General features: G+C 74.3%; 13 protein-coding genes. 11 read left to right on the top strand and 2 right to left on the bottom strand.

The annotated features are described in order from the left end of the window. The first annotated feature begins 97 nt into the window (after positions 1-97). The 3 genes from BJ981_RS34595 to BJ981_RS34585 all read left to right on the top strand — a co-directional run bounded on the left by BJ981_RS34595 (position 98) and on the right by BJ981_RS34585 (position 2,506). Positions 98-547: a MarR family winged helix-turn-helix transcriptional regulator gene (locus tag BJ981_RS34595; protein ID WP_239139102.1), complete on the top strand. Its 450-nt coding sequence runs from the start codon at positions 98-100 to the stop codon at positions 545-547. 14 nt (positions 548-561) lie between these two features. Continuing rightward, positions 562-1,365 carry an SDR family NAD(P)-dependent oxidoreductase gene (locus tag BJ981_RS34590; protein WP_184617544.1) on the top strand — a complete coding sequence of 268 codons (804 nt, stop codon included), beginning with the start codon at positions 562-564 and terminating at the stop codon, positions 1,363-1,365. Between the two features lie 163 nt (positions 1,366-1,528). Then, positions 1,529-2,506: an aldo/keto reductase gene (locus BJ981_RS34585; RefSeq protein ID WP_184617543.1), complete on the top strand. Its 978-nt coding sequence runs from the start codon at positions 1,529-1,531 to the stop codon at positions 2,504-2,506. A 15-nt stretch (positions 2,507-2,521) separates the two neighbouring features. On the opposite strand, the gene BJ981_RS34580 is transcribed toward BJ981_RS34585, so the two are convergent. Next, positions 2,522-3,148, bottom strand: coding sequence for a LysE family translocator (locus BJ981_RS34580; protein ID WP_239139103.1), 627 nt, complete (start codon positions 3,146-3,148; stop codon positions 2,522-2,524). Between the two features lie 154 nt (positions 3,149-3,302). Here BJ981_RS34580 and BJ981_RS34575 point away from each other — a divergent pair, with 154 nt between their 5' ends. Beyond that, on the top strand, positions 3,303-3,791 hold the full coding sequence (locus BJ981_RS34575) for a universal stress protein (protein ID WP_184617542.1): 489 nt from the start codon (positions 3,303-3,305) through the stop codon (positions 3,789-3,791). On the opposite strand, the gene BJ981_RS34570 is transcribed toward BJ981_RS34575, so the two are convergent. Beyond that, positions 3,761-4,771: a helix-turn-helix transcriptional regulator gene (locus tag BJ981_RS34570; RefSeq protein ID WP_184617541.1), complete on the bottom strand. Its 1,011-nt coding sequence runs from the start codon at positions 4,769-4,771 to the stop codon at positions 3,761-3,763. The genes BJ981_RS34575 and BJ981_RS34570 overlap by 31 nt on opposite strands. Before the next feature lie 55 nt (positions 4,772-4,826). Here BJ981_RS34570 and BJ981_RS34565 point away from each other — a divergent pair, with 55 nt between their 5' ends. From BJ981_RS34565 to BJ981_RS34535, 7 genes are all read left to right on the top strand, one after another. Beyond that, entirely contained in the window at positions 4,827-5,579 is a 753-nt protein-coding gene (locus BJ981_RS34565; RefSeq protein WP_184617540.1) for a DeoR/GlpR family DNA-binding transcription regulator, read from the top strand. Beyond that, entirely contained in the window at positions 5,576-6,997 is a 1,422-nt protein-coding gene (locus BJ981_RS34560; protein WP_239139105.1) for an MFS transporter, read from the top strand. Before BJ981_RS34565 ends, BJ981_RS34560 begins: the two co-directional genes overlap by 4 nt. Positions 6,998-7,688: 691 nt before the next feature. Beyond that, complete coding sequence (locus BJ981_RS34555) at positions 7,689-8,717, top strand: AAA family ATPase (RefSeq protein ID WP_184617539.1); 1,029 nt, start codon at positions 7,689-7,691, stop codon at positions 8,715-8,717. Further along, positions 8,714-9,709, top strand: a complete 996-nt coding sequence (locus BJ981_RS34550) for a DUF58 domain-containing protein (RefSeq protein ID WP_184617538.1) — start codon at positions 8,714-8,716, stop codon at positions 9,707-9,709. Before BJ981_RS34555 ends, BJ981_RS34550 begins: the two co-directional genes overlap by 4 nt. Next, entirely contained in the window at positions 9,706-10,653 is a 948-nt protein-coding gene (locus tag BJ981_RS34545; RefSeq protein WP_184617537.1) for a VWA domain-containing protein, read from the top strand. The genes BJ981_RS34550 and BJ981_RS34545 overlap by 4 nt, the downstream gene beginning before the upstream one ends. Before the next feature lie 188 nt (positions 10,654-10,841). After that, a complete protein-coding gene (locus tag BJ981_RS34540; protein ID WP_184617536.1) occupies positions 10,842-11,486 on the top strand; it encodes a class I SAM-dependent methyltransferase in 645 nt (214 codons plus the stop codon). A gap of 105 nt (positions 11,487-11,591) precedes the next feature. Beyond that, positions 11,592-12,164 (top strand): RNA methyltransferase, encoded by a 573-nt coding sequence (locus BJ981_RS34535; RefSeq protein WP_184617535.1) that lies wholly within the window; start codon positions 11,592-11,594, stop codon positions 12,162-12,164. Positions 12,165-12,255 lie beyond the last annotated feature (91 nt).

Genomic DNA, 12,255 nt, shown 5'->3' with positions numbered 1-12,255 from the left:
ACGATAAGTTTGGAAAACCCTAACACTTCGCGATATACGAATATTTAGCAGGGTATTGAACTTCGGGTTACCTGTACGGGCGAAGGTGAAGGGCAACGTGGACGAGAGACAGGAGCTGATCGCCCGCATCGGCGAGGCCCAGCACGCGATCGCGCGCCTCTTCGCCGGCGACCGGTCGATGCCGTTGCTGGCGCTCAACCTGACCATGCAGCAGCTCAAGGTCACCCTGATCCTCGCCGCGCGCGGCTCGGCCTCCGGCCAGGATCTCGCCCACGTCCTCGGCACCGGCCTCGGCACCGTCACCGGCATCGTCGACCGCCTCGTCGCCCAGGGCCTGGTCTCCCGGCACGAGGACCCCAACGACCGCCGCATCCGCCGCGTCCGCCTCACCGACGCCGGCACCCGCATGACCGAGGAACTCGCCGACGCCGGTCACGCCAACTACCGCCGCCTGCTCGACCGGCTCGACCTGGAGACCCTGCGCGAGCTCGAACACGTCATGGGCAAGCTCCGGCAGGCCGCCGCGGACCTGCCCGGCGCCTGGTGATACCCTCCACGACCATGCGCGCCTCCGACGACCCGGCGGCCTCTCCCGCCGCCTACCTCGACGGCCTGTTCTCCCTGTCCGGACGCACCGCCCTGGTCACGGGCGGCAGCTCCGGCATCGGATACGCCATGGCCGAGGCCATCGGCCGCGCCGGCGCCGCCGTCGTCCTCGTGGCCCGCAGGCCCGCCGAGCTGAAGGACGCCGTGGAACGCCTGCGCGGCCACGGCGTCCGCGCCGCGTCCATCCCCGCCGACCTCGCCGACGCCGAGGCCGTCCGGCACGTCCGCGAGAGCGCCGCCTCCCACTTCGGCGAGATCGACATCCTCGCCAACGTCGCCGCCAACAACATCCGCCGCCCGATGGCCGAACTCACCCCCGAGGACTACGACCTCACCATGCGGGTGAACATCACCGCGCCCTACCTGCTCGGCCAGCACTTCGGCCCCCGCATGGCCGCGCGCGGCTGGGGCCGCATCATCAACGTCGGCTCCCAGCAGTCCATCAGCGCCTTCGGCGACAGCGGCGCCTACGGCGTCAGCAAGGCGGCCATCGCCGGGCTCACCCGCTCGCAGGCGGAGGCGTGGTCACGGCACGGCGTCTCGGTGAACACGATCATCCCCGGGTTCGTGCTCACCCCGCTCACCGCGCCCGCCCAGGCCGTCCCCGGCCGGGTCGAGACCATGGCCGCCCGCTCGATGCTCGGCCGCAACGGCCTTCCCGTGGACTTCGCGGGCGCGGCGGTGCTGCTCGCCGGGGACGCCGCCGCCTACATCACCGGCCAGATGCTGTTCGTCGACGGCGGCTTCTTCGTCCACTGACGGCCGCCTCCTCCGTCGCCGTTGGGTCTCCGGGTTCCGGGTAGGGGGTGAACATACGGTCGACGGCCTTTACAACGTAGATCATAAAAGGCCGATTTGACCTGGAGTGCGGTCCAGCACGAAGACTGGAACCCATCGACGAGAAGATCGAGGAGTATCACGCATGAAGCAGCGAACCCTCGGCCAGGGCCTGACCGTCTCGTCCCTCGGCCTCGGCTGCATGGGCATGAGCGAGTTCTACGGCGCCGGCGACGACGCGGAGTCCGTGGCGACCCTGCACCGCGCGCTCGACCTCGGCGTCACCTTCCTGGACACCGCCGACATGTACGGGCCGTTCACCAACGAGCGGCTCGTCGGCACGGCGATCGCCGGGCGCAGGGACGAGGTGGTGCTGGCCACCAAGTTCGGCATCGAGCGCGGCGAGGACGGCGCGCGACTCGGGATCAACGGGCGGCCGGACTACGTGCGGCAGGCCTGCGACGCCTCGCTCCGGCGGCTCGGCGTCGACCACATCGACCTGTACTACCAGCACCGCGTCGACCCGTCGGTCCCGATCGAGGAGACCTGGGGGGCCATGGCGGAGCTGGTGGCCGCGGGCAAGGTGCGCCACCTCGGCATCTCCGAGGCCGGCCCCTCGATCGTGCGCCGCGCGCACGCCGTGCACCCGATCACCGCGGGCCAGTACGAGTACTCTCTGTTCACCCGCGACCCCGAGGACGCGATCCTCGGGACGTTCCGCGAGCTCGGCATCGGCCTGGTGTCCTACAGCCCGCTCGGCCGCGGCATGCTGACCGGGGCGCTCGACGGACGGTTCGGCGCCGACGACTTCCGCACCGCCGCCCCGCGCTTCCAGGGCGAGAACTTCGAGGCCAACCGGCGCCTGGCCCGCCGCGTCGAGGAGATCGCCGGGGCCAAGGGCGTCACCGCCGCCCAGCTCTCGCTGGCCTGGGTGCTGGCGCAGGGCGAGGACGTCGTGCCCATCCCGGGCACCAAGCGGCGCTCCTACCTGGAGCAGAACGTCGCGGCCCTGGACATCGCCCTCACGGCGGACGAACTGGCGGAGCTGGAGAAGGCCGCGCCCCGGGACGCCGTCGCGGGCGACCGTTACCCGGCGGCCAGCCTTCCCGACATCTCCTCCTAGGCCGGGCGGGCCTGATCAGCGGGTGTCGGTGACGACGCGCAGGCCGAGGCCGATCAGGACCACTCCGGAGACCCGCTCCAGCGCGCGGCGCACCCGCGGGCGCTCGAAGACCGCGCGCACGCGGGCCAGGAGCCAGATCACCGCCAGGTACCACACGGTGTCCACCGCGACCCAGATCAGCGCGAGCGCCATCAGCGTCGCGGGGACGCCGGCGCCGGAGGGCACGAACTGCGGCAGGAACGACAGCGCGAACACCGCGGCCTTGGGGTTGGCCAGGGCGGTGCCGAGGCCGAGCAGGTAGGAGCGCCGGGCCCCGGGGACGGGCGCGGCCTCCGGGGCGGCGGGCCCGGGCTCGGGGCCGCCGCGGCGGGACTGCCACAGCGACTGCGCGCCGAGCCAGACCAGCACGGCGGCCCCGCCGATCCTGATCGCCTCGTAGGCGACCTCGGAGGCGGTGAGCAGGGCCGACAGGCCGAAGACGGCGGCGAGCGCCCACAGCAGCACGCCGGTCTCGTTGCCGAGCATCGCGGCGGCGCCGCGGGAGGGACCGGCGCGGAGCGTCTGGCGCAGGATGATCGCGGTGCTGACACCGGGGATCATGGCGATGAGGAGGCAGGATCCGACGAACGCGGCGAGGTACACGCGGGCATCCTCCCGGCGTGCGGACGGCCGGGGCAACGGGTTATCGCCGGACCGGCGATCGCCTGACCGGTCTGTGATATTTAGTGGTGCTTTTCCCGGGACTTTGGCGGCACGTCACTTCGCACCGGCGATGCTCAGTGGGGAGGAGGTTTCCGTGAGCCAGAAGATCACCCGGCCCCGCATCGTCGTGGGCGTGAACCATTCTCCCGCCGCGACGGCCGTGCTGCGCTGGGCGCTCGGGGAGGCCCGGCTGAGGAACGCGGTGATCGAGGCCGTCCACGCCTGGCAGTGGTCCGGCCAGCACCGGGCCTCGTACGCCCCGATGGGCACCTGGCGTTCCCACGACGAGGAGTACGAGGCCGCCAGGGAGCGCACCCGCCGCGTCGTGGCGCAGGTCCTGCCCGCCACCGAGCCGATCGTGACGCACGGCCCGCCCGCCCAGGTGCTGCTGACCCACTGCGCGGACGCCGAGATGCTGGTGCTCGGCACGCGCAGCCCCGCGCCGGGCATGCCCGCCACCGCCACGCCGGTGGTGGCCGCCTGCATCATGGGGGCGCGCTGCCCGGTGGTCGTGATCTCCTCCCCCGCCGCGCCGTCCCCGGCCTTCCACGGCTACGAGCTCAGCGGGGCGCGCTCCGGCTGAGCCGCGCCGGCGCCGTACAGGGCGGACAGCTCCTCCACCGCCGAGATCATGAGGCCGCGCAGCTCGGCGGGGCCGAGCACCTCCACGCTCGCGCCCATGCGCAGCAGCAGCCACCGGGCGTGGCGCACCGACTCGATCGGCAGCCGCAGCACCCTCCAGCCGTCCTCCCCCGGCGGCCCCGCCGTGGCCAGCGCCGCCTCCACGGCCCGGGTGCCCGCCGTGACCCGCAGCATGTCCTCCGCCCCCGGGGCCACCCGCAGGACGGCCTCGGCGGGGTACATGCGCTCCTGGAAGCCGGCGGAGTACTCCTGCCAGAACCGCCCGAGGTCGAACCCCTCCGGCCGGGCGAAGCGCACGGGCAGCGCCTCGGCGGAGATGATCCGCGCGACCCGGTAGGTGCGCGGCTCGGCGTCGGCCGGGGCGGCGACCATGTACCAGGAGCCGCCCTTCAGCACCAGCCCGTACGGCCGCACCTGCCGGGACACCTCGGCGGGACCCCAGCGGCGGTAGAGCATCCTGATCTCGCGCCCCTCCCACACCGCGTCGGCGACCAGCCCGAGCAGCGGGACGTCGTCGGCGTCGCGGTACCAGCCGGGCACGTCCAGCAGGAACCGCTCGCGCATGCGGGAGGCGTGCGAGCGCGGCTCGGGGGGCAGCGCGGCGAGCAGCTTGAGCTCGGCCGCGGCGGCCACCTCGGCCAGGCCCAGCTCGGCGGCGGGGCCGGGCAGCCCGGCCAGGAACAGCGAGGAGGCCTCCTCGGCGCTCAGGCCGTTGAGCCGGGTGCGGTAGCCGTCCAGGAGCTGGTAGCCGCCCGCGGGGCCCCGGTCGGCGTAGACGGGGACGCCCGCCGCGGACAGCGCCTCGACGTCGCGGTAGACGGTGCGCACCGACACCTCCAGCTCCCGGGACAGCTCGGCGGCCGTCATCCGGCCGCGCGTCTGCAGGAGCAGGAGGAGGGACAGCAGCCGGCTTGCGCGCATACCGCCTAGTGTCCCTGATTTGCCAAACGAACACCAAAAATGTTCATATGAACGCATGGATCGTTTGCGCGCCATCACGGAAACGCTCATGACCACCGACAGCGTGTCGGTCGCCGCGCTCGCCGCCGAGCACGGCGTCTCGGAGATGACCATCCGGCGGGACCTGGACGAGCTGGCCCAGCAGGGCGTGGCCCGCCGGGTGCGCGGCGGCGCCCAGAGCCTGCTGCTGCGCGGCGAGGAGCCCCCGTTCGGCGTGCGCGCCCACGAGGCGACCGCCGCCAAGGCCCGCATCGCCGCCGAGGTGGCCGGGCTGCTCGCCGACGGCGAGGCGGTCGTGCTGGACGCCGGCACCACCGCGCTGGAGGTGGCCCGCGCCGTCCACGCGCGCAGGCTCACCGTCCTCCCCCTGTCGCTGCAGTCGATCCAGGCCCTCGCCGACGCGCCCCGGCTGCGCATGGTGCTGCCCGCCGGGGAGGTGCGGCGCGGCGAGCTGAACGTCACCGGGCCGCTCGCGGTGGGCACGATCGGCGCGCTGCGCTTCGACACCGCGGTCATCGGCTGCTGCGGGATCTCGGCCGAGCACGGCATCACCGCGCACGACCTGGACGAGGTCGCGGTCAAGCAGGCCGCGATCGCCTCGGCCCGGCGCGTCGTCGTCGCCGCGGACTCCTCCAAGTTCCGCCAGACCGCCTTCGCCGCCGTCTGCCCGGCCGGCCGCGTGGACGTGCTGATCACCGACGCCGGCATCCCCCGCGAGCAACGCGAGTCCCTCACCGCCGCCGGCGTGACCGTCCGCGTGGTCCCGTGAGCGCCCCGCCCGGCCCCGGGGGCGCGCTGCGGCGTGCCCGGTGGGCGGTGTACGTGACCTTCGCCATCCCCGGGATCGCCATCGGCGTGTGGACGGCCCGCATTCCCGCGATCAAGGAGAGCCTCGCGCTGTCCGACGGGCGGCTCAGCCTCGCGCTGCTCGCCATCGCCGCGGGCGCGCTGGCCGGCATGCAGGTCATCGGGCGGCTCGCCGACCGGCGCGGCGCCGTCAGGGTCATGGTGCCGCTCGCCTTCGCGCAGGCCGCCGTCCTGCTGCCCCCGGCGTTCATGCCCGGCCTGGCCTCCCTCGCGGCCGCGCTCGCGCTGTTCGGCCTGGTGCACGGCATGCTCGACATCGCGATGAACGCCGTCGCGGTGGAGGTGGAGCGGGCGGGCGGACGGCCGCTGATGTCGTCCTTCCACGCCGCGTTCAGCGTCGGCGGGTTCGCGGGCGCCGGCATCGGCGCGCTGTTCGCGCACGCGCAGGCCCCGCCGTGGGTCACCTTCGCCGCGACGGCCGCCCTGCTGGCCGCCCTGTCCGCCGCGGCGACCTGGGCGATCCTCCCGGCCATGCCCGCCGTGCGCGCCCGCCCCGCCCCGCCGTCCCGGGGATCGGCCCCGGCGGCCGCCCCGGGGACGACCGCGGAGACCGCCCCGGGGACGGCTCCGGACACGGCCCCCGTGACCGCCTCGGGGACGGCCTCAGGCGCCGGCCGGGCGGCACGCCGGGGTGATGCCGTGCGTGGTGTGCTGTTCCTGGGTGTGCTCGTCTTCTGCTGCGGGATCGGGGAGGGCGCCGCGGCCGACTGGGGGTCGGTGTACCTGCGCGAGGACCTGGCCGCCTCCGCCGGGATCGCCGCCCTCGCCTACGCCGCGTTCTCGATCATGATGACGGCCGGGCGGCTGGCCGGGGACCGGCTCGCGCACCGGTTCGGCCCCGCGCGGCTGGTCCGCGCCTGTGGCCTGCTGGCCGGCACGGGGCTGGCGGCGGCCCTGCTGCTGGGACACCCGGCCGCGGCGATCGCCGGGTTCGCCTGCTTCGGCGCGGGCCTGTCCTGCATCGTGCCGCAGGTGTTCTCGGCCGCGGGCAACCGCGACCCCGCCCGGGCCGGCCGCGCCCTGGCCCGGGTCGCCGGGCTCGGCTACCTGGGCCTGCTCACCGGCCCCGTGCTGATCGGCGGCGCCGCGGAGTGGCTCGGCCTGCCCCGGGCGCTGGCGATCCCCGCCGCGCTCGCCGTGCTGGTCGCCCTGGCCGCGCGCGCCGTACGCCCGCCCCGCGAGGCTCAGATGTCCTCGCCCGGGTCCGGAGGCGACGTGGGCCGCCCGGTGCCGGTCCCGCCCTCCCCGGGGGACGGCGTCGGCGACGGCTTCAACGTGTCGTTGGGCGACGGCACCGGCGGAGGCGTCGGCAGGAAGTAGGTGCCCGGGATGGGGCGGGACGGCGGCACGGCGTCGTCGCGCGGCCCGGCCAGCAGCCAGGCGATCGCCCCGGTCAGCGTCAGCAGCAGCGCCAGCGCCGACAGCGCGACCAGCACCGCGCGCCGGGTCTCGACCGGCGGCGGCGCGGGCGGCGGCGGCAGCGGCAGCGCGGGCGCGCGGTCGCCGAGCCAGTACGGCACGAAGTCCGGGCCGTGCGTCTCGCCGATCAGCGTGCCGGTGACCAGCACCGACTCCAGGAACCACCCCGCGCCGGGCCCGCCCTTCTCGTAGGGCACGGCCACCCACGGCGAGCTGCCGGCGTCCATCGCCACGACCCTGGGCGCGCCCGCGGCGCCCCGGCCCCGCGCGCGGGCCATCCACCCGCGCACGCCGCCGCGCACCGGCGCCGCCTGGCGCACGGCCAGCAGGAAGCGCTCGCGGGCCGCGGCGTCCAGCGCGGCCCCGCGGGTGAGCAGCGCGATCGAGACCACCCGGCCGTCGGAGTCCTGCCCCAGGTACACGAAGCCGGTGGGCAGGGCCTGCAACCGTGCCCGCACAACGTACGCCCCGAGGCGCGGCGGGTCGCCGTACTGCAGCGGAGTGGCCACGGTTGCCATGAAAGCACACCCCGACACCCGGCTCACCGTGACGGTGCCGTGCACCTTTGGGCCTCGTTTGATGGAATGGCCGCATGACCGTTGCGGAAGAGCGCAGTGACGGATCCGGTCCCGACGAGGGCGCCGACGCGGATCTCCGCCTGCTCCAGCAGTCCATCGCGGAGGTCCGGCGTGTGATCGTCGGCCAGGACCACATGATCGAGAGGCTGCTGGTCGCGCTGCTGGCGCGCGGTCACTGCCTGCTGGAGGGCGTGCCCGGCGTGGCCAAGACGCTGGCGGCCTCCACGCTGGCCACCGTCGTGGGCGGCACCTTCGCCCGCATCCAGTTCACGCCCGACCTGGTGCCGAGCGACATCGTCGGCACCCGCGTGTACCACCCGTCGAGCGAGAGCTTCGACATCGAGCTCGGGCCGGTGTTCGTGAACTTCCTGCTGGCCGACGAGGTCAACCGGGCCCCGGCGAAGGTGCAGTCGGCGCTGCTGGAGGTCATGGCCGAGCGCCAGGTCACCCTGGCCGGGCGCACCCACCCGCTGCCGCGGCCGTTCATCGTGCTGGCCACCCAGAACCCCGTCGAGTCCGAGGGGGTGTACCCGCTGCCGGAGGTGCAGCGCGACCGGTTCCTGTTCCGGGTGCGGGTGCCGCACCCGACGGCGACCGAGGAGCTGGAGATCCTCCACCGCATGAGCGTCTCGCCGCCGCTGCCCGGCCGGGTGCTCGACCCCGCGCGGCTGACGTCCCTGCAGAAGCTCGCCGACCAGGTCTCGGTGCACCAGCTCGTCGCCGACTACGTCGTGCGGCTGGTCATGGCCACCCGCGCCCCCGGCGAGTACGGGCTGCGCGAGCTCGCCGAGGCCATCGAGATCGGCGTCAGCCCCCGCGCCACCCTGGGCCTGGTCGCGGCCGGGCGCGCGCTGGCCCTGCTGCGCGGGCGCGACTACCTGCTGCCCGACGACGTGCGCGACGTCGCGGTGGACGTCATGGGCCACCGTCTCATGCTCACCTTCGACGCCCTGGCCGACGGCGTCGAGCCCGACGAGGTGGTCCGCCGCGTCCTGTCCGCCGTGCCGCCCCCGCTGGTCGTCTGGAACCAGGCCCAGCGGTGACGTCACCCCAGGACTCCCGCACCGGGGAGGAGAGCGCGGGGCGCGACCCCGAGCACGCCCTGCGGCGCCTGGAGCTGACCGTCGTGCGCCGCCTGGACGGCCTGCTGCACGGCCAGCACCAGGGCCTGCTGCCGGGCGCGGGCAGCGAGTTCGGCGACAGCAGGGTCTACGTGCCCGGCGAGGACGACGTGCGGCGCATGGACTGGGCGGTCACCGCACGCACCACCGTCCCCCACGTCCGCGACCTGGTGGCCGACCGCGAGCTGGAGACCTGGACGCTGGCCGACATGTCGCCCAGCATGGACTTCGGCACCGCCGCGATGGAGAAGCGCGACCTGGTGGTGGCCGCCGTCGGCGCGATCGGTTTCCTCAGCAGCCGCGTCGGCGACCGGTTCGGCGCGCACGTCCTGCACGACGGCGAGGTGCACCGCCTGCCGCCGCGCACCGGCAGGGCCGCCATGTACGCCCTGCTGCAGACGGTCATGGACGCGCCGCGCGGCCTGCCCTCCGCCGACCGGCCCCTGACCCCGCTCGCCGAGGCCGTCGAGGGGCTCGGCCGCGCCCACCGCAAGCGGGGCCTGCGGGTCGTCGTGTCGGACTTCCTCGAGCTCGGCGCGGGCGGCGACCCGGCCGCCGAGCGCGCGTGGGAGCGGCCCGTGCGCCGGCTGGCCGCGCGCCACCAGGTGCTCGCCGTCGAGGTCCTGGACCCCCGCGAGCTGGAGCTGCCCGACGTCGGCCGCGTCGCGCTGACCGACCCCGAGACCGGCCGCACCCGCGACATCCACCTCACCGGCAGGATCCGCCGCGCCTACGCCGAGGCCGCCCGCGCCCACCGCGAGGCCACCCGCCTGGCGCTGCGCCGCTGCGGGGCCGGGCACCTGGTCCTGCGCACCGACCGGGACTGGGTGTACGACATCGTCCAGTTCGTCATGCGATGCCGCCGCACCGCGCACCTGGCCGGGCGGCACACCGCCAGGAGGGCAGGCGCGTGATCTTTCTGTCTCCGGGATGGCTGTGGCTGTTCGCGGCGGTGGCGCTCATGGCGGCGGCCTACGTCCTGGCCCAGTTCGCCCGCCGCAGGTACGCCGTGCGCTTCACCAACCTGGCGCTGCTGGCCCTGGTCGCGCCCGAGCGGCCCGGGTGGCGCCGCCACGTGCCGGCCGCGCTGTTCCTGGTGCTGATGACCCTGCTCGTGCTCGGCGCCGCCCGCCCGGCCGACGAGACCCGCGTCCCCCGGGACCGCGCCACGATCATCGTCGCCGTCGACATCTCCCTGTCCATGGAGGCCGCCGACGTCACCCCCACCCGCCTGGTCGCGGCCCAGCAGGCGGCGCAGCAGTTCGTCAAGGACCTGCCCGAGCGGTTCAACGTGGGCCTGGTCTCCTTCGCCCGCTCGGCGGTCGTGGTCATCTCCCCCACCACCGACCACCAGGCCGTCGTCACCGCGATCGGCAACCTGGCAACCCGGCCGGGCACCGCCATCGGCGAGGCCGTGTTCAACTCGCTGGACTCGGTGCGCTCCTTCGACCAGCGGGCCGTCACCGACCCGCCGCCGTCGGCGATCGTCCTGCTGTCGGACGGCGACAACACCTCGGGCCGGTCGGTCAACGAGGCCATCCAGGCCGCCGTCTCGGCCCGCGTGCCGGTGTCCACCATCGCCTACGGCACGCCGGAGGGCTCGGTGAGCATCGACGGCCGCGACGTGCAGGTGCCGGTGAACAAGGCCACGCTGCAGGCCCTGGCCGACGGCACCAGCGGGCACGCCTACAGCGCCGAGTCCGGCGACGAGCTGCGCGACGTCTACAGCCAGATCGGCACCTCGCTCGGCTACCAGGTCGTCAACAAGGAGATCGGCCAGTGGTTCACGATCGCCGGCGCCCTCACGGGCCTCCTGGTGGCCGCCACCGCCATGCTCCTCGGCACCCGGCTCCCCTGACCCGCCGCCGCGCGAATCCGCCCTCCCCCCAGTACCTCGGCACCCGGCTCCCCGAGCCACCACCGTACGAACCCGCCCTCCCGTCGGCCCCCTCGGCGCGGTGTCTCGGCGACGTCCCGACCCCGGGACGCGCACACGGCGCTCGGATCACGACCAGGGGTCCGGGGGCGGTAACGTCTTCTGACGTGATGTCCAAGGGGGCGCACTACTTCGACGAGCGGCCGGAGTCGGCCGGCAGGCCGGGCACGGTCGACGTCGTGCTGCCCGATCTGCACCTGCGCCTGGCCACCGACAGCGGCGTCTTCTCCCCCGGCCGCCTGGACCCGGGCACCCGCGTCCTGCTGGAGACCGTGCCGCCACCCCCGCAGACCGGCGACCTGCTCGACCTCGGCTGCGGATACGGGCCGATCGCGCTGACCATGGCGTCGCGGGCGCCGGAGGCGACGGTGTGGGCGGTGGACGTCAACCGCCGCTCGCTGGAGCTGTGCGCGCGTAACGCCCAATCCATCGGCCTTGACAAAGTAAGGCCAGTCCATGTGGACGAGATGCCGCCCGGCGTGCGGTTCACGGCCATCTGGTCCAACCCGGCCATCCGCATCGGCAAACCCGCCCTGCACGCCATGCTGACCCGCTGGCTGGACCGCCTCACCCCCGACGGCGCCGCCTACCTGGTCGTGCAGAAGCACCTCGGCTCGGACTCGCTGCAACGCTGGCTCTCCGACAACGGCTGGCCCACCACCCGGGAGGCGTCCCGCTCGGCGTACCGAGTGCTGCGCGTCGCCGCCCGCCCCGCCCCCACCGGCGACGACCCGCGTGACCCGTCCGGCCGGTGACCGTCCGCGACTCCGCGCCTGATCCGGCCCACCGCCACACGACCACCGACTCGCCCCGCAGGCACACGACCACCGACCCGTCCCGACGAGAGCGATGAGCGACACATGACCCCTGGAACCCGCAGGCAGCTCCGGCCGACCGACGTCAAGCGGCTCAATCGCACCTGGCGCCGCAACACCGAGAACCGTCTGTCGCTCATCCTCGAATCGGTGACCGGTCCGTTCAACGTCGGCTCGATCTTCCGCACCGCCGCCGCCTTCGGCGCCGACCAGATCTGGCTGGCCGGCAACGCCACCCCGCCCACCAACCCCAAGGTCGGCAAAACGGCCCTCGGCACCGACCGCCTGGTGAATTGGCACGAGGCGGTCCCGGCCCTGGACGCCGTCCGCGCCGCCAAGGAGGACGGCTACCATGTCATCGCCGTCGAACTGACCAGCGACGCCGTCCCCCTGCACGAAGCGCGGCTGAGCCGCGACATCTGCCTGATCCTCGGCAGCGAGGACCACGGCTGCTCCCCCGCCGTCCTGGAAGCCGCCGACGAAACCCTCTACATCCCCCAGGTCGGCCGCGTCGGCTCCTTCAACGTCGCCACCGCCGCCGCCATAACCCTCGCGGAGGTCCGCCGCCAGGAGTGGTCATCAACTCCTTCTCCCTCGGCCGCCAACGAGAGCCCCTGACGCCGACGCAGCGCATCATTTCGGACGACTCACGGCGAGTCGGCGGTGAACCCATGGACCACCACCTTCCGCTGTACGTTCCGCAGGTGTG

The sequence above is a fragment of the Sphaerisporangium krabiense genome (genome assembly GCF_014200435.1).
Lineage (GTDB): Bacteria > Actinomycetota > Actinomycetes > Streptosporangiales > Streptosporangiaceae > Sphaerisporangium > Sphaerisporangium krabiense.
This window is presented reverse-complemented; position numbering and strand designations above follow the sequence as displayed.

Excerpts from the sequence above, each read along its gene's own strand:
- BJ981_RS34590 (WP_184617544.1), top strand. The coding sequence starts at position 562 with ATGCGCGCCTCCGACGACCCGGCGGCCTCTCCCGCCGCCTACCTCGAC.
- BJ981_RS34585 (WP_184617543.1), top strand. The coding sequence starts at position 1,529 with ATGAAGCAGCGAACCCTCGGCCAGGGCCTGACCGTCTCGTCCCTCGGC.
- BJ981_RS34570 (WP_184617541.1), bottom strand. The coding sequence starts at position 4,771 with ATGCGCGCAAGCCGGCTGCTGTCCCTCCTCCTGCTCCTGCAGACGCGC.
- BJ981_RS34565 (WP_184617540.1), top strand. The coding sequence starts at position 4,827 with ATGGATCGTTTGCGCGCCATCACGGAAACGCTCATGACCACCGACAGC.
- BJ981_RS34555 (WP_184617539.1), top strand. The coding sequence starts at position 7,689 with ATGACCGTTGCGGAAGAGCGCAGTGACGGATCCGGTCCCGACGAGGGC.
- BJ981_RS34540 (WP_184617536.1), top strand. The coding sequence starts at position 10,842 with ATGTCCAAGGGGGCGCACTACTTCGACGAGCGGCCGGAGTCGGCCGGC.
- BJ981_RS34535 (WP_184617535.1), top strand. The coding sequence starts at position 11,592 with ATGACCCCTGGAACCCGCAGGCAGCTCCGGCCGACCGACGTCAAGCGG.